We start from the raw sequence: 16640 nt of genomic DNA, 5'->3' as shown, positions 1-16640 counted from the left end.
CGGCATGAAGCAAGTTAGTCCACGCATGAAATTGCTGTACAGGCGAAGTTTTTTTATTTTTATCCGGGAGGCGGGGAACGGGGGGTTAGTTTTCCATCCAAAAACAATGGTGAAGAGGCGGGGTTTGCGAGCCCGTTGATGCGGAATTTGTTGATAATAGGTCCAAGGAACTATATTGGCTCTAAATAAAGGATTGTCCTTTCCGGGTGGCGAATCTTATATATCTTACGACGCCTTGTGCAGTCATTCGGCATCCCTTACAATAGCAATGGGCTCCATGGCGAATGGCATGACGGACAGGGATGTCCTGTCAATAAGCAAGGTTTACCGATTGACAGCAGGGTGACGGTCTGGTTTAATCATCCTCTGAATGATGCACGATGCCCGTGCATAACCTGAATGATTGGAATGGGATGAAAGTTATGAAGACACGATGGCGAACAGCCGTCGGATCGATGTTGGTTGCAGCTTTGACCTTGCTTGTCCTGGTGAACTCCTTGACTCCGCTGCAGACAGAGATTCGTAATCTGCGGCCGGTCGACCGGGCGGGGAAGGACGGCAATCTTCTCTCCTTAAGCGAGATGCGGCGGGAAAGCGCCGCGAAGGAAGAGGCAGCCGACTCCTGGATTGTAAAATGGAAAAATGAACATCACGATGATCGGCTGCTGGCGAACAGCCAAATCGTAAGCGAGCAGCAGGCGGTAAATATTTCGATCGTCAAGCCGCAGAAGGCGAACGCCGGGGAATGGCTGGAGACGCTGAAACAGTCGGAGCATGTAGAATATGTTCAACCGAATCAGTCTGTCCGGACGCTGAATGCGGGCGTCAAGCCCAATGATCCGCTTTATTCCCAGCAGAGCTATTTGCGGCAGATCGGAGCCGATAAGGCCTGGGCGCAGGTTAAGGGCAACTCGAGCATTACGATTGCGCTGGTGGATACCGGAGTGGACCTGAACCACCCTGATCTGAAGCCCAATCTCGTCAAAGGCACGAACCTGCTGGAAGCGGGGCTGCCTCAGGACGACAACGGCCACGGCACCAGCGTGGCAGGCGTGCTGGCCTCCGTGGGCAATAACGGCAAGGGCACCGCGGGAATGCTGTGGAACGCGAAGATTATGCCGATCAAGGCATTGGATGCGCAAGGCTACGGGGACGAAGACAAGTTAGGCGCAGGCATACTGTACGCGGTCGATCACGGAGCCAAAATTGTTGTCATGTCAGTGGGACTGTATCGTTATTCGAAATATATGGAAGATATCGTGAATTACGCCGAGAAAAAGGGCGTGCTGCTCGTCGCGGCCACGGGCAATGACGGCTTGCGCTACCAGGAAAAGGTGGAGGTCAAATATCCGGCAGCTTATCCGAGTGTGCTGGCTGTCGGAGGAAGCTCGCCCGATCTGCTGGTAGAGCCGCGGTCCAACACGGGGCCGGAGGTCGATCTGGTCGCGCCGTGGCATGTCTATACGACAGCGCTCGGCGGCGGCTACAAGGCGGAGGAAGGAACCTCGATGTCTGCGCCGCAAGCGGCCGGGGCGGCCGCCCTCCTGTGGAGCAAATATCCCGGGCTGAAGCCATACCAGATTCGGGAGCATCTCCGCCGCACCGCGCAGAATATCGAAGCGCCGGGCTGGGACAGGGAGAGCGGATACGGGCTGCTGCGCGTCGACGAGGCGCTTCGCGTTCCTTACGATGAGCAAGCATTCGGTACGAATACGACTCGCGCGGCCGCGCGCGTATTCCCTATCGACACGTCGCTTAGCGGCGTTTTCGCCCCGAATAAGCGGACCCAATGGTTCGCGGTCGATGCTCCTTACGAAGGCACCCTGCAGCTCTCGCTGGAACGGATCCAAGGGAAGGGAACCGTTCAGGCCACGCATTATGCAGGGAAGGAGAGCACAGGCAAGACGTACAGCGACGCGGGCGGCAAGAAGACCCTTATTCCGGTGAAGCAGGGACTGAATATGATCCGTCTTCAGCATCAAGGCTATGAGGGGAAGGGAACGCTGTCCTACAAGCTGTCGTCCCGGTTTTTCATCTACGAGGATCCGTTCGAATCCAATGACCTGCAGTACCAGGCCTACACGATTCCGGCGCGGACGCAGGACATTGTCGGCACGTTCGGACATACGGGCGATGTCGACTGGTATATGATTCAACTGCCGCGCAAAGGCACGCTGCGCCTGAAGGTCAGCGTGGATACGGTGCGGATCGATCCGGCGCTGGAGGTGCGCGGCTCGCATATTCGAACGCAATGGATCGACGAAGAGAAGGAGGGGCGGTCGGAATCGGCCGTGCTGACCGATCTTCCCGCGGGGAAATATTACATTCAAGTGCAGAATGTCGTCACGGCGCATCCGGAACCGGTCGCGGGCGAGTATAAGCTGCATGTCGAATATATTACGCAATACACCGATCCGAATGAACCGAACGACAAGATGTATGAAGCGGTCACGATGAGCGAAGGCACCGAATATGTCGGCGTGTTCGACAAAGACAGCGATGTGGACTGGTTCCAATTCACGGTCAAGAATCCGCTCTACGGCACGGTGACATTGAAGAATATCCCGTCGGACCGGAACGTCGGCATGACGGTGATGACGAAGGAGCAGAAGAAGCTCGCCGGCGCGCAGAGCGGCGCCAAGCTCGAGCAGATAGCGGCGGGCGCTGTGCTGGAGCCGGGAACGTATTATGTCCGCCTGACGACGGACAAGAAGTTCGATACGAAATATTACCGGTTGTCCTTCAACACCGAGCCGTTGGTGGAAGGCTTCCGCGATATCGGCGGACACTGGGCTCAGGAGGCGATTGTGAAGGCCGTCCGTTCCAAATGGCTCAAGGGCTATGACGAGGCGCTGTTCCGGCCGAACCGGCAGATTACCCGGGCCGAAGCGGCAGCCGTATTGACTAAAGCCTTCGAGCTGGGCGGAAGCATTCAGGGAGCTCCAACCTTCGTGGACGTTCCGGCGAAGCATTGGGCTTATGCCGATGTATCCCGGGTCGCGAAGGCGGGTATCACCGGCGGCATCGGCAACCGTCGCTTCGGCCCGTCTCTGCCGGTGAAGCGGGCGGAGATGGCCGTCATGATGGGCAAGGCGCTCGGTATTCAGCCGAAACGCCAGGCGGAGGCTCCGTTCCGCGACGTGCCCGTGAACCATTGGGCCGCTCCGATGCTGTCCGCCATGAAGGAGGAGGGCCTCATCCAGGGGATGGACGAGGACCTGTTCGCCCCGGATCGGCAGGCCACCCGGGCGGAGTTCGTGTCGATGCTTGCCGGGCTGCGGTAAGCAGGACGTTTTAAACAACCTCTATAGAAGGAGGGTGGGGTTATGGACAGTTCATGGTCGAACCTATCGGCGGCTGTCGGTTGGGGCGGAGTGGTGAACATGCTCGTCACGCTGCTGTGCATCGGCGTTGCCTGGTGGTCGCTGCAGCATGTCAAGCTCGATTTGTTCATCCGCCATCCGCAGAGCCCGCAGGGCAAAATGCTCCACTTGCTCCTGGCGATTATTGTCGGGCGCGCAGTGGCCGGGTTCTTCATCGATTACTGGGGCTGGACGCAGTCCGTGCGTTATCTGTTTGGAGCGTAGCGATTGTGGTTAAGAGGAAATGAAAAACATTCACCGCATGCCGGCAGCCGTCCCTGCCGTCCTGCCGATGGCAGAGTGTGGGGACGTCCGGCGGTTTCGGTGGTTGTCGAATAACATCGAATAAAGATGTCAACAATGGGAGTAGCCCCAAGTAAATTGTGGAAGGGTATGTCGAAAAATATCGCTTGTCGGCCCCGTTAGGCGGTGGTATGATGAGGGTTGGGCAAGAGAGACACCTACCATCTTGTACAGTGATATGAGGATGGGGCGAAAAAAGGCGCGGAGGGAAACATGATGAGCAAATTTATCGTCCGCGGAGGCAAACGATTGACGGGAACCGTCCGCGTAAGCGGTGCAAAGAATTCGGTGCTGCCGATCATCGCTGCTTCGTTATTGGGAGAGGATGGCGTAAGTGTAATATGTGACGCTCCTCCACTCGACGATGTCAAGACGATACACCATGTGTTGGAGAAGCTGGGAGCCAACCTTACATATTCCAATGAAACCATTCGCGTAAACGCAGAGCATCTTCACTCGTATGAAGCTCCGTATGAGCTGGTGCGCAAGATGCGGGCGTCGTTCCTCGTGATGGGCCCATTGCTGGCCCGCGCGGGTCAGGCACGGATCTCCTTGCCTGGTGGCTGCGCGATTGGAACGCGGCCTATCGATCAGCATCTGAAGGGCTTCGAAGCGATGGGTGCGCAGATTGGATTGGGTCAGGGCTACATTGAAGCGAAAGTGAACGGCCGGCTGAAGGGCGCCAAGATCTATTTGGACGTGGCGAGTGTCGGCGCGACTGAAAATATAATGATGGCTGCAACGCTAGCCGAAGGCACGACGACGATAGAAAACGCGGCCCGCGAGCCGGAAATCGTCGATCTGGCCAACTATTTGAACAAGATGGGCGCCAAGGTGCGGGGCGCGGGCACCGGAGTCATTCGCATCGAAGGTGTAGAGCAGTTGCACGGGGCCGAGCATACGGTCATCCCGGATCGAATCGAAGCCGGCACCTATATGGTGGCCGCGGCGATGACCGGCGGGGATGTGTACGTTGAGGGAGCCATTGCAGACCATCTTGGTCCAGTTATTGCGAAGATGGAAGAGATGGGCGTACAGATCGAACCGGACGAGAATGGAATCCGGGTTCGAGCCGATCGGCCGCTCAAGGCCGTAGACGTGAAGACGCTGCCTTATCCGGGCTTCCCTACGGATATGCAGTCGCAGATAATGGCGCTTCTGCTTGTGGCGGAAGGGACCTCCGTCGTCACGGAGACGGTATTTGAGAACCGCTTTATGCATGTCGATGAGTTCAATCTGATGTCGGCCAATATTAAGGTTGATGGACGCACCGCCGTCGTCACGGGAGGCGCCAAGCTTGTCGGGGCGAAGGTGTGCGCGACGGACCTGCGCGCAGGCGCGGCCTTAATCTGTGCCGGACTGGTGGCGGAAGGAACGACCGAGGTGAGCGGGGTGCACCATATCGACCGCGGCTATGTCAATATCGCGGAGAAGCTGTCCTCGCTGGGAGCCGATATCTATCGCGTCTCGATCGAGGAGCAAGCGCAGGAAGCGAAGGAAGAACAGGACATTTCGCTGTTCAGCGCGCAGCCGACCTGGGCGTAGATTTTCGCTTATGGATTGAGTATAAGGAGACGGTCTGGGTTCGTCCCGGCGCACATTCGGATGCGGCGGCTCCGGATGTCGTTTCAAGCAATAAGCGGTTCCTCCGCAGAAGAGGAACCGCTTTTGGCGTTTATACGCTGCTTCCTCCTGCTCCCCTCACAATCTTCTTGCCGCCATCATGGCGAGCACCGCCATCCGGCCGTACAGGCGATCGTTACAAGCAGCGTCGCCAATTATTTGGCCATGGCAGGAAGAGGTGTCCGAAAGAGGGCGAAGTTCGCAAGCGCCGCGATTGCGCCGAGGCCGACGCCGACTGCTCCGCCCACGAAGATGAGCGCGATCGGCTGTTCAAAAAGTCGGGCTGCTAGAAACGAGGGAGCGGAACAGAAAGATGCGGAGCGATGGATGCGTTCCCCTCCAATCTGCTATATCCAGTTAGCCCGCGCCACCTAGCGTTCACGGTCCGGCGGAGGAGAGAGCTTGTCAGATTCCGGTTCTTTCGTCTCTCAAAAAAGCATAGGATGGAAGTAGATTACCCCCTTCCCTCTATATCCGGTTCATAGAAAGAGGGAGCCATCGGGAGGATAAGGAGAGAGAAGCGATGACGATGCTGCCGACACGGATATCTGCCAAGCGATGGAAGGGCGGTCCCGGGGCAAGACGATCGTCCCGGCGGAACGACATGCTGGGACGAGCCATCCTATGGGCGGCCGGCCTGATGGCGCTGGCGGTGCTGCTGCCGCTCGGGCTGGTAGACCGGCTGGCGGATCCCCCGCCGCCCGCCGCGGAGAGCGGTCCCGGCCCGGCTCCGGCGCCGCCCATGACGGGCACGCCCGAGGGCGGGACGGAAGTGCGCGTCTATCTGGCGAAGGCGCGCAAGATAGAGAACGTCCCGCTGGAGCAGTACGTGCGCGGCGTCCTGGCGGCCGAGATGCCGGCCGACTTCGAGCTGGAGGCGCTGAAGGCGCAGGCGATCGCCGCCCGCACGTATATCGTGCGCCGCCTCCGTTCGGGCGACACCGCCGGCGTCCCTGAAGGGGCTGACGTGACGGATACCGTGACCCATCAGGCGTATATCCCGCTGGACGAGCTGGCGAAGCGGCCGAAGCGCGTGATCGCGAGGCTTAACCAGGCCGTCAATGAGACGCGGGATCAAGTGATTACCTATCAAGGGGAGCCGATTATGGCCGCTTTCTTCTCGACGAGCAACGGGTATACCGAGAATGCCGAGGACTATTGGAAAAATCCGGTTCCCTATTTGAAGAGTGTGCCGAGCCCTTGGGATCAGAACGAGTCTCCCCGCTACGCCGAGACGGTGGAACTGCCGCTGAACGAAGTCCTCGACAAGCTCGGCCTGACTCCGGCCGCGGTGCCGGGGCTCGCGCAAGCCACGCGGCAGGGAGGAACGGGAAATTCCTCCTCGGGCACACGGCCTGGCGGCGGGCTGGCAGCGGATGTGCGCATCCTGTCCCGAACGGCCGGGAAGCGGGTGGAGGAGGTTCAATTCGGATCGAAGCGCTTCAGCGGCAGGGATATCCGGGAGAAGCTGAATCTGCGATCGAGCGCGTTCGATTGGGAGCGGGACGGCGACAAGCTGCGCATCACGACTTACGGTTACGGCCATGGCGTCGGCATGAGCCAGTATGGGGCGCAGGGCATGGCGAAGCAAGGAGCGGGGGCCGAGCGGATCTTGACCTACTATTATACAGGGGTTCGGTTGGACAAAGCTTCGAAGTTACTAACGGCGGCCGGCCGGCCTTCCTCGTAAGAGAACTATCAATCTAAAAAATTAGCAAACTTCCACGTATAAAAGCGATAGCCCCGGTAACAATGGTTACTGAGGTGATCACAAATGAGTGAACAAAACCAAAACAACTCGAAAAGCAAATCCACAACCAGTTCATCGGCTAACAATGCAGCGAACACGCCGGAAGCTTCCAAAACGATGCCGGGAGCGCAGGCTGTTCACACTTCCACATGGAGAAAGCTGTTGTCCAAGCGATGGGTCTTTCCTGCTTTGTACATGGCCGCAGCAGCAATCATCCTAACGTTAGTGTGGGTCTACCAGGATATGAACCGGCCGCTCGACCCGAACGCGGAGACGGCGCAGGTCGATCAGACGGTGGTAGATTCCGGAACACAGGCGGAGGGAACGGTCAACGAAGACGCGGTCGAAGTGGTCGCATCCAACGAGACGTTGGGTTGGCCCGTGAAAGACGCGCAGGAAGTAGATGTCGTCATGTCCTTCTATGACGAGACGGCCAGCAAAGAAGAGCAAGCGGCGGCGCTGATAGAGTTCGAACAGACCTTCACGCCGAATGTAGGCATCGACCTGGCCCGCAAGGATCAGAAAGCGTTCGACGTCCTGTCTGCCATGAGCGGTAAAGTCACCCGTGCGGAGCAGCACCCGAAAAACGGCTTCGTCGTGGAAGTGGATCACGGCGGCGGCATGAAGACGGTCTATCAGAGCCTGGCGGATGTCAAAGTCGCGAAAGGCGATACGGTCAAGAAGGGCGACACGCTCGGCACGGCCGGACGCAGCGAGCTGGAGAAGGCATTGGGCGTGCACGTGCACTTTGAAGTGTACGACAATAACAAGCCGGTCAATCCGACGAGTCTGCTGGCGAAAAACTAATCGTCTCCATTCTTCGGAGAAAGGCGGAAGCGAACATGCTTCCGCCTTTTGCCGTTCCAGGAGATGAAGCGGGACAGCCTGGATTAAATTTTTTTCAGATAGTTCTATTCCGGCGGACAGCCTTCCCGCGATCGCTCTTGCACGGTTACCGGTACTGAAGTTTTCCGCATCGCACCGCCATTTTTGCACAGGACAAGCGTTCAGGTTCGGCTCCCGTATCCCGGGGGCCTCCTCCCCGCCTGGTCAAATTTATCGGTTAAGCCAGGCTTGTCAGGCTGTCCAACAACGCATAAGTGTGCGGCCCACTCATATAATGTACCAATTAAACCGAGTAGAGGGAGGCGGGAACGTGCACGATTACATCAAAGAACGGACCATAAAAATCGGCCGCTGCATCGTCGAGACCAAGCATACGGTTCGCACTATCGCCAAAGAGTTCGGCGTATCCAAGAGCACGGTACACAAAGATCTGACCGAACGGCTGCCCGAAATTAATCCCGATTTGGCGGACCAGGTGAAGCACATTCTCGAGTACCATAAATCTGTGCGCCATCTGCGGGGAGGGGAAGCGACAAAAATCAAATACAAGAAATCGAGCTCAAAAAAACGTGAAGTGATGACGGCAGGCAAGTCGTAGCGGCCGTTCCGAACAAGTGAGTCGCCGCCGGATCGTATCGCCTCCTGGCTTTGTTCCGAATAAGACGGATCCTCCTTCATTCTTTCATTGAATCCAGCGCTGTTAGTATGATATGGTAAACGATGAGTAAATATTTTGCAGGAATCGGTCGGATTTCATCGAAAATCAGTTGAAAAATGAATGTGGAGGCTCTTGAACTTATGCTAAGCAAGGATATCGGAATCGACTTAGGAACGGCGAACGTTCTCATCCATATCAAGGGGAAGGGGGTTGTGCTCGACGAGCCGGCCGTCGTGGCGATTGAGAGCGATGCCAAGCGAGTGCTTGCCGTTGGAGAAGAAGCGCGAAGAATGGTTGGACGGACTCCGGGCAATATTGTGCCGATCCGTCCCTTAAAGGACGGCGTCATTGCCGATTTTGAAATTACGGAGACGATGCTGAAGCACTTCATCTCACGCGTCGGCGGCCGCAAATGGTACTCGCATCCACGGATTCTGATTTGCGCCCCGACGAACATTACCTCGGTCGAGCAGAAAGCGATCCGCGAAGCGGCCGAGCGGAGCGGGGCGAAGGAAGTATTTTTGGAAGAGGAGCCGAAGGCGGCGGCGATTGGCGCAGGCATGGATATATTCCAGCCAAGCGGGAATATGGTCGTCGACATCGGTGGCGGAACGACGGACGTGGCCGTGTTGTCCATGGGGGATGTCGTCACCGCCTCTTCTATTAAAGTCGCGGGGGACAAGTTCGACGATGCGATTATGCGCTATATCAAGCAGAAGTACAAGCTGCTGATCGGGGAGCGCACCTCCGAAGATATTAAGGTGAACATCGGTACGGTTCGCCCGTCGGGATCCGGCCATGAGCGCGAGATGGATATCCGGGGCCGCGATATGGTATCCGGCCTTCCATATACGGTAACGATTACATCGAACGAAGTGCGTGAAGCCCTATGGGATCCGATCTCCTCCATTGTGGCCGCCGCCAAATCGGTATTGGAACGGACACCGCCGGAATTGTCGGCGGATATTATCGATCGCGGAGTCATTCTGACCGGGGGAGGCGCGCTGATGGACGGATTGGACGAGCTGTTGGCCGAGGAGCTGAAGGTTCCGGTGCTGATCGCGGAAGATCCGATGCATTGCGTCGTCAAGGGAACGGGCATGATGCTCGATAATTTGGACAAAGTCATTAAGAAACGGTTCGTATAATCCGATATACAAGGTATATTGTCTACAGTTACGGGAGGAGCTTCCATGATTAGAGGATTATACACTGCTGCTTCGGGTATGGTTACCCAGCAGCGCCGGCATGACACAGTGACGAATAACGTGGCTAACCTGCAGACGCCAGGTTATAAGGCGGTTACCGAAGTAAGCCGATCCTTTCCTGAGATGATGCTGACCTTGATAGGGAACGATAAGGCCCAAGGCCAGACGATCGGCCGGCTGAACACGGGCGTATTCGCTGAAGAGAGCCGCTTGGTGTTCACGCAGGGCGATCTGCTGGAGACGAGGCAGCCGGGCGATTTCGCGCTGCTCTCGGATATCCAGGTGCCAGGCGTTACCTTCGATGCGACGGGCAAGGGCCAGGATGCGAACGGCAATCCTGTATTCCAGCCGGAAGCTTTTTTCACGGTGCAGGCCGGGGATGAGATCATGTACACCCGTGACGGCCGTTTTCATGTGAATGCGCAAAATGAGTTGGCGACGTCCGATGGCTCATTGGTGCTGAACCGCAATAATGCGCCGATCGTGCTGGAGAATGAACAAGCGCTGGAGTTTATCCAGGTGGACGGGGAAGGCCGACTGTTCGATACCCGGACCCGCACGCCGATCGCAGGCGGGGAACTGCTCATTAGCCGTATCGACAATCCGAATGATCTGATTCGGGCCGGCAATGGGCGCTTCCGGCTGCAGCCGGGCGCCGCTCAAGCCGCCCCGGTGGCGGCAGGCGATGCCGTGGAGATTCGCCAAGGCGTGCTGGAGCGTTCCAACGTGGATCCGGCACAATCGATGGTGGATATGATGACGGCATATCGCGCCTATGAAGCGAATCAGAAGGTTGTGCAGTTCTATGACAGAACGCTGGACAAGACGGTGAATGAAGTAGGCCGAGTCTAACGCCAGGGCGGGAGGAACGACATGAATCAGACGATGATAGCGGCTGCGGTCTCGATGAATGGTCTGCAGCGGAAGCTGGACATTATCGCGGACAATGTAGCGAACTTGAATACGAAGGGATACAAACGGAAGACGGCATCCTTCGCCGACGTGCTGACGAATGTGCAGCGCCATAATGAAGAATTTCGGCAGCCTGGGCGGGTCACTCCGATGGGGTATACGCTCGGGTACGGCTCCAAGCTGACCGGCTTGAGCCGCGACATGAGCCAAGGCTCGCTGCAGCATACCGGGGTCAGCACCGATGTGGCCTTGCAGGGGAACGCGCTGTTCGAAGTGGGCACTCCAACCGGCACGGCATGGATGCGCGAAGGTTCTTTCCATTATATAATGGATGGGGATGAACGGATTCTTGCTTCCGCCGAAGGTCATCCCGTAATGAGCACGAACGATACGGAGATTCGCATTCCGGCCGGCTATGAGATGAAGATTGATGAGGCTGGCCGGGTGTTCGCCGTGAAGACAGGCGAGCCGGACGAAGAGCTCGGACAGCTTAAGGTTGTCCGGCCGCTGAAGCCGGAGCTGCTCGTGCAGACGGAGAACAATCTGTATGTGCTGCCTCAGGGAGCGGACCGGAACACGATCGTGGAGACCTTGAATCTGACCGGGGATCGTTCCGATCCGAATGCGCCTCATGTCTATGTGATGCAGGGCATGCTGGAAGAATCGAACGTGTCGATGGCGGACGAGATGGCGGAATTGATTCAGGCGCAGCGGGCCTATCAGTTGGCTTCGCGGGCATTGATGTCGGGCGATGCGATGTGGGGGCTGGCCAATAGTCTGCGTGCGTAATGAAGCAGGTGAATAGCAATGAGTGACGAGAAGAAGCTGCCGGATTTCGAGCCGGAGCAGCAGGATATCTCGCTGCAGCGCCTTGCGCGCAGACGGGGAGAGGAGACGGTTCCGCGGGCTCCGGGACATGCGGATGCGCCGAGACCGGCTCGGCAGCATGCAGCGGCGGAGCGGACGACCGCACGCAAGCCGCAGCGCCGTAATGACACAGAGAAAACAGAGGGACAATCGAAGGGGACCGCGAAAAAGAAAGCGGGCAGCTCGGTCAAATGGTTGGTCCGTCTGGTTATCGTTCCGCTGATATGCCTTTTGACGCTGATTGCAGGGTTGATTACCGGATACGTCGTTGTAGGTAAGGGCACGGTGGCGGAAGCGCTCAATTTTGATACATGGAGACACCTGTTTCAACTGGTGTTTGCCTGATGTTGGCCCCGCCTTGGCGGGGTTTTTTCTATGTTTTTCTTTTTCCGGCCGGACTCCGGCGCCGATGTGGCCCGGTCCGAGCCTGTGCGTGTGCGGTTTTCATTTTAATAGCAGGCATGTATAATGAGTTGGAGGAACTGTAATATGGGGGTCTTACGTTTGAATTTGCCTAATGCGCTGACCATGGTTCGATTCGTTCTTATCCCCGTCTTTTTGACTTTGTTCTTCTTCGGTGAGCGGTTCGCCGCGTTTGGAATCTGGCTGTTGGCGGGAGTGACGGATATCCTGGACGGGTATTTGGCCCGCAAGCATAATATGGTGACTTCGGTAGGGATGATGCTTGATCCGTTGGCAGACAAGCTGATGATGTTGACGGTCATGCTGTCATTGCTGTGGGCCGGCGATTTGTCTATCGCCGCGGCGCTGGCGATGCTGGTGCGCGATGCGGGGATGATCGCGGGAGCGGCGTTGATGCATTTTAAGGGCAAGCGAACGGTTCCCGCCAACTGGATGGGCAAGCTGACGACGGTATTGTATTACATCGCCATTTTGTTCATCTATTTTCAATGGCCGCAAGCGCATGCCATCTTATGGGGCGTTATCCTGTTCTCCTTCGTCACGACCTTCATGTATCTCGTGCTCGTCGTCCGCGTGAACCGAAAGAGCGAAGCATAACGGCGGTGAGCCCATGCCTCGCGACACAGAAAAGGCAGCGAATAAACTGTAACCATTAGAGAGAAGCCGGATACCGGCAATATGCGGTCTTGTCCTGCAGAAGATAAGAGCGTGTTCACAGCCATGAGAATACAAAGAGCCTCCCGTAACAGCGCCTCGCCGCTGGGGAAGCTCTCTATCTTAACCTTCACGCCTGCAGTCATTGAAGGATGATGTTAGTGTAGACGGGAAGGAACGCTTTTATTCATGCGAGTCCCGAATTTATCGAAAGGAGCATGCGCACATGCTGAATATTGAACAAATTCAAGAAATCATCCCTCACCGCTATCCATTTCTTCTGGTGGATCGGATTGTGGAGCTGGAAGAAGGAAAACGCGCGGTCGGCCTCAAAAATGTCACGATGAACGAGCCGCATTTCGCCGGTCATTTTCCGGGCTATCCGGTCATGCCTGGCGTATTGATTGTGGAAGCGTTGGCTCAGGTCGGAGCCGTTGCGATTTTGAAGCTGGAGCAGAACCGGGGGAAGCTGGCCTTCTTCGCCGGGATCGATCATTTCCGGTTCCGCGGACAGGTTGTGCCTGGGGATACGTTGACGCTATCGGTCGAGATTACCCGTCTCAAAGGAAGCGTCGGCAAAGGGCAAGCCGCAGCCAAGGTCGGCGACCAGGTTGTGGCAGAGGGCGAGTTGATGTTCGCGCTGGCGGACCGCACGTAAAAGAAAGGTACGGAATGGGAATATTCATGCAAAGATTCGGCATGGTTCGGTTATTCTATACGATAAGCGATCCGTGATCGAATCGTTATGTCTTGTTCCTGTCGAACGAGGTCATATGCTCTCGAGTGATGACGGGCTTTTTCGACATGGGGCATCCGTGCCGGTATTGGATTAAGGAGGGAACTTCGTGCTTCAACAGTTGGAAAGAGGGAACCGCCGCATGAAAAAGTGGCTCTGGCTGCTTGTCATCGTCGGATTGGTGGCGGCCATACCGGTTGCTGTCCAGCGGGTTCAGACGGAGCAATCGTCGAATCAAGTGGAATTGGTCGTGAATTACCGCAATCTGGTGGAGGCGGCCGCTTATGCGCCTCAACCGGCGAAGTATATGAATGAACAGCTCGATCGGCTGAAGCAAGCCGGCATCGGCTCGATGGCCATGTTCGAGAGCTCGTTGGCCGAGCTTCGCAATGCCAACCGAATCCTGCTGTATAACTCTCAAGATGCGGCTCTGCTTGATCAGAAGACGCCGCCGCTCAATGAAAATTATACATATGTGCTCTTCACGAGTCCGGAGAATGCGGAGCGGTTGTCTCCGATGATCGAGAAAACGTTCCTCGGTCTCGATATTAATGTCCGCTTGTGGAGCGGACGGGATGGCCTGATTATCGAGGCGCCCGTAGAGAGCGCGTCCATGAAGCCGCTGCCGCAGGATCCGATAGCGATCGAGCAGCTGCTCGCCAAAGGCTTCCACATCGTGCCGCGGCTGTCCGACGCGCTGCCCTACAATCAGGAGCAGGTGGAAGCGCAGTTGAAGGGCTTCCACGATATCGGCGTGAAGACGATTATTTTCGACGGGGAGTCGGTCAGGGGCTTCAATGATGATCTGGAAATGAATAGCCTGACTGCCTTTGCCGATTTGTTGAAAAAATATGATATCGCGATTGCCGCCATCGAAGGCTTGAAGGTGGAGCAAAAGGGAATGAAGAAGCTGGCGTATTTGACGGATTATAATGTCATCCGCCTGCACTCCATTACCGATCAGGAAGCGTTCAATGAGCCGGATGTGCTGGGTGATCGCTTGTCGCTCGCCACGAAGGACCGGAATATTCGGATGATTTATTTCAATATCGGAGTGAAAAAGGACTTCACCAAAGCGGAAATCGTCAATTCGATTGACAATATGCTGCACAGCTTGAAGGAGCCGGGGCATGCCCTCGCTTCGATTGAAGCGAATGGATATACATTTGGCCAAGCGGAAGCGTTCCAGGTCGTCGACGCGCCATGGCAGCGCTATGCGAAGCTGCTGGTCGTCATTGGCGGGGTCGCGATGATCGCGCTTATGATTTCGTTCTTCGTTCCGTATGTGATGCTGCCGGCCTTCCTTATCGGCCTGATCGGCAGTGCCGGCTTGTTCGTCCTGAAGCCGAATCTGTTGGAGCAGGCGCTCGCCCTGGGCGTTGCGATAAGCGCGCCGACCATCGCGATGGTGCTTGCCGTCCGCCGGGTCGATATGAGCCCGACCGTGACGGCGGGGGGAACCCGGTTGGCCAAGGCGCTCGGCTTGTTCCTCCGCACGACGGTATTGTCGCTGATGGCGGTACCGTTCGTGATCGCGCTCTTGAATAACATTACGTACAGCCTTGTGCTGGAGCAGTTCCGGGGCGTCAGCCTGCTTCATTTCGTGCCGATCGTGTTGACCGCGCTCTATGTGTTCCTGTATCGCGGGGAATCGGTATATAAGGAAGGCAAGCGATGGCTGTTCATGCCGATTACGGTCGTGTGGGTCATTGCTCTGGGCCTCGTGGGCGCAGTGGGGCTGTTCTATTTGTCCCGCACGGGCAATGCCGGGACCTTGCTTCCGGGAGAAGCGACCTTCCGGGCCTTGCTGGAAAATACGATTGGCGTCCGTCCGCGCAATAAGGAGTTCCTGATGGCCCATCCGCTTCTGATTGCGGGCGCCTTTATCGCTTATCGCTACCGCTTCGGCGTCTATCTGTTTATCATCGGATCCATTGGCCAGTTGTCCATGGTGGATACGTTCGCTCATATCCATACGCCGGTCGTTATCTCGCTGATTCGGACCGCATTGGGCATCGGGCTCGGCATCGTGGTCGCTCTTATCTTCGTGTTGATATGGACTATTATTGAAAGGTGTTGGGAGGCATGGCGGCCGAAGTTCGAAGCATAGCGCTGTCCGGCTATTACGGATTCGGCAACAGCGGAGACGAGGCCGTGCTGCTGTCGATTCTGACCGCGCTGGAGCGGGCCGGCCAGGAGGAAGGCCTCCGGATTCAGCCGATCGTGCTGTCGGGCGATCCGGTGACAACCTCCCGGCTGTACGGGGTGCAAGCCGCTCATCGAATGAAGCCGGCCGAACTGCTTGGCGCGATTCGTGAATGCGACGGCCTCATCAGCGGCGGCGGCAGCCTGCTTCAGGATGCGACCAGCTGGAAGACGATCCCGTATTATTTGGCGGTATTGAAGCTGGCCCAGTGGTTCGGCAAGCCGACCTTTATTTACGCGCAAGGGGTGGGGCCCGTTGGAAGACAGGCCTTCTACCCTTATATCCGCCGCGTGTTCAATAAATCAGCCTATCTGTCCGTCCGCGATGCGGAGTCGGCGGATCTGCTGGCCCGCATGGGCGTGAGCCGGGAACGCATCGATGTCGTTCCCGATCCGGTCATGGGGTTGGAGCTTCCCGAAGGCCGGGGACCGATGAAGGAGAAAGGCCCGCATGCGGAGGGGGACGGGAACGGCTTCGATACGGCCGGCCGTCCGATTGTCGGCGTGTCGCTTCGCTTCTGGAAGGACGATCGCTCGGATATGCGGGCGATTGCGGACCTGCTGAAGCAGGCCGCCCGCCAGCGGCCTGTTCATCTGCGCCTGCTCCCGTTCCACGGGGAGGCCGATACGGAAGCGTCGCAGTATGTCATGGACCTGCTGCGGGAAGAGGTTCCGGCCTGGAATGGAAGCGAGGATTCAGCCCAGGAGGAGCAGGCGGCGGGCGGCGGCTCGGTGATGAGCCTGTGCCCGGCGCAGGAGCACCCGCAAGCGATGCTGTACGAGGTCAGCCGCTGCCGCGCGCTCGTCGGCATGCGCCTGCATTCGCTTATCTATGCCGCTTCCCAGGACGTTCCGATGGTCGGCATATCCTATGATCCGAAGATAGACCAGTTCCTGCACCGGCTTGGAATGAAGGCGGCCGGTTCGACGGACAGCCTCGACAGCGCGGCTGCGGCTGGCGAACTGGTGAAGCTGCTGGATGAAGCCGACAGCTGGCGGGAGTCCCATCGGAACGCGATTGAAGCGTTGAAGCGCGCAGCGATGACTCCAGCGCAGAATATCGTCCGCAGGCTGCTCGAGAAGAAATAAAGTG

Annotated in this window: 15 protein-coding genes; all 15 read left to right on the top strand. The window is 57.3% G+C overall.

Translation table 11 applies throughout. The features are described from left to right. The first annotated feature begins 422 nt into the window (after window positions 1-422). Complete coding sequence (locus ABD76_RS17900) at window positions 423-3284, top strand: S8 family serine peptidase (RefSeq protein ID WP_197258564.1); 2862 nt, start codon at window positions 423-425, stop codon at window positions 3282-3284. A gap of 42 nt (window positions 3285-3326) precedes the next feature. Further along, a complete protein-coding gene (locus ABD76_RS17895) occupies window positions 3327-3587 on the top strand; it encodes a DUF1146 family protein (protein WP_197258563.1) in 261 nt (86 codons plus the stop codon). Window positions 3588-3881: 294 nt separating this feature from the next. Continuing rightward, window positions 3882-5210 carry a UDP-N-acetylglucosamine 1-carboxyvinyltransferase gene (gene murA, locus ABD76_RS17890; protein WP_197258562.1) on the top strand — a complete coding sequence of 443 codons (1329 nt, stop codon included), beginning with the start codon at window positions 3882-3884 and terminating at the stop codon, window positions 5208-5210. A 123-nt stretch (window positions 5211-5333) separates the two neighbouring features. Beyond that, entirely contained in the window at window positions 5334-5663 is a 330-nt protein-coding gene (locus ABD76_RS17885) for a hypothetical protein (protein WP_197258561.1), read from the top strand. 148 nt (window positions 5664-5811) lie between these two features. Beyond that, window positions 5812-6978 carry a stage II sporulation protein D gene (gene spoIID, locus ABD76_RS17880; protein WP_197258560.1) on the top strand — a complete coding sequence of 389 codons (1167 nt, stop codon included), beginning with the start codon at window positions 5812-5814 and terminating at the stop codon, window positions 6976-6978. A gap of 84 nt (window positions 6979-7062) precedes the next feature. Continuing rightward, on the top strand, window positions 7063-7845 hold the full coding sequence (locus ABD76_RS17875; protein ID WP_242069622.1) for a M23 family metallopeptidase: 783 nt from the start codon (window positions 7063-7065) through the stop codon (window positions 7843-7845). Window positions 7846-8194: 349 nt separating this feature from the next. Continuing rightward, on the top strand, window positions 8195-8482 hold the full coding sequence (spoIIID, locus tag ABD76_RS17870) for a sporulation transcriptional regulator SpoIIID (protein ID WP_006674820.1): 288 nt from the start codon (window positions 8195-8197) through the stop codon (window positions 8480-8482). A gap of 200 nt (window positions 8483-8682) precedes the next feature. Beyond that, a complete protein-coding gene (gene mreB, locus ABD76_RS17865; protein ID WP_168179149.1) occupies window positions 8683-9690 on the top strand; it encodes a rod shape-determining protein in 1008 nt (335 codons plus the stop codon). A gap of 45 nt (window positions 9691-9735) precedes the next feature. Next, on the top strand, window positions 9736-10602 hold the full coding sequence (locus ABD76_RS17860; protein ID WP_197258559.1) for a flagellar hook-basal body protein: 867 nt from the start codon (window positions 9736-9738) through the stop codon (window positions 10600-10602). A gap of 21 nt (window positions 10603-10623) precedes the next feature. Beyond that, on the top strand, window positions 10624-11451 hold the full coding sequence (locus ABD76_RS17855; RefSeq protein ID WP_197258558.1) for a flagellar hook-basal body protein: 828 nt from the start codon (window positions 10624-10626) through the stop codon (window positions 11449-11451). Window positions 11452-11469: 18 nt separating this feature from the next. Then, window positions 11470-11874, top strand: coding sequence for a DNA-directed RNA polymerase subunit beta (locus tag ABD76_RS17850; RefSeq protein WP_197258557.1), 405 nt, complete (start codon window positions 11470-11472; stop codon window positions 11872-11874). A gap of 159 nt (window positions 11875-12033) precedes the next feature. Further along, window positions 12034-12549: a CDP-alcohol phosphatidyltransferase family protein gene (locus ABD76_RS17845; protein ID WP_006674815.1), complete on the top strand. Its 516-nt coding sequence runs from the start codon at window positions 12034-12036 to the stop codon at window positions 12547-12549. Between the two features lie 283 nt (window positions 12550-12832). Beyond that, window positions 12833-13264 (top strand): 3-hydroxyacyl-ACP dehydratase FabZ, encoded by a 432-nt coding sequence (fabZ, locus tag ABD76_RS17840; RefSeq protein ID WP_197258556.1) that lies wholly within the window; start codon window positions 12833-12835, stop codon window positions 13262-13264. A 187-nt stretch (window positions 13265-13451) separates the two neighbouring features. Continuing rightward, a complete protein-coding gene (locus tag ABD76_RS17835) occupies window positions 13452-15452 on the top strand; it encodes a DUF5693 family protein (RefSeq protein ID WP_197258555.1) in 2001 nt (666 codons plus the stop codon). Further along, on the top strand, window positions 15428-16636 hold the full coding sequence (gene csaB, locus ABD76_RS17830) for a polysaccharide pyruvyl transferase CsaB (protein WP_197258554.1): 1209 nt from the start codon (window positions 15428-15430) through the stop codon (window positions 16634-16636). Before ABD76_RS17835 ends, csaB begins: the two co-directional genes overlap by 25 nt. Window positions 16637-16640: the final 4 nt, after the last annotated feature.

The organism is Paenibacillus dendritiformis, from assembly GCF_015845845.1.
GTDB lineage: Bacteria > Bacillota > Bacilli > Paenibacillales > Paenibacillaceae > Paenibacillus_B > Paenibacillus_B dendritiformis_C.
This window is presented reverse-complemented; position numbering and strand designations above follow the sequence as displayed.

Excerpts from the sequence above, each read along its gene's own strand:
- ABD76_RS17900 (WP_197258564.1), top strand. The coding sequence starts at position 423 with ATGAAGACACGATGGCGAACAGCCGTCGGATCGATGTTGGTTGCAGCT.
- ABD76_RS17895 (WP_197258563.1), top strand. The coding sequence starts at position 3,327 with ATGGACAGTTCATGGTCGAACCTATCGGCGGCTGTCGGTTGGGGCGGA.
- murA (WP_197258562.1), top strand. The coding sequence starts at position 3,882 with ATGAGCAAATTTATCGTCCGCGGAGGCAAACGATTGACGGGAACCGTC.
- spoIID (WP_197258560.1), top strand. The coding sequence starts at position 5,812 with ATGACGATGCTGCCGACACGGATATCTGCCAAGCGATGGAAGGGCGGT.
- ABD76_RS17875 (WP_242069622.1), top strand. The coding sequence starts at position 7,063 with ATGAGTGAACAAAACCAAAACAACTCGAAAAGCAAATCCACAACCAGT.
- mreB (WP_168179149.1), top strand. The coding sequence starts at position 8,683 with ATGCTAAGCAAGGATATCGGAATCGACTTAGGAACGGCGAACGTTCTC.
- ABD76_RS17860 (WP_197258559.1), top strand. The coding sequence starts at position 9,736 with ATGATTAGAGGATTATACACTGCTGCTTCGGGTATGGTTACCCAGCAG.
- ABD76_RS17855 (WP_197258558.1), top strand. The coding sequence starts at position 10,624 with ATGAATCAGACGATGATAGCGGCTGCGGTCTCGATGAATGGTCTGCAG.
- ABD76_RS17850 (WP_197258557.1), top strand. The coding sequence starts at position 11,470 with ATGAGTGACGAGAAGAAGCTGCCGGATTTCGAGCCGGAGCAGCAGGAT.
- fabZ (WP_197258556.1), top strand. The coding sequence starts at position 12,833 with ATGCTGAATATTGAACAAATTCAAGAAATCATCCCTCACCGCTATCCA.
- csaB (WP_197258554.1), top strand. The coding sequence starts at position 15,428 with ATGGCGGCCGAAGTTCGAAGCATAGCGCTGTCCGGCTATTACGGATTC.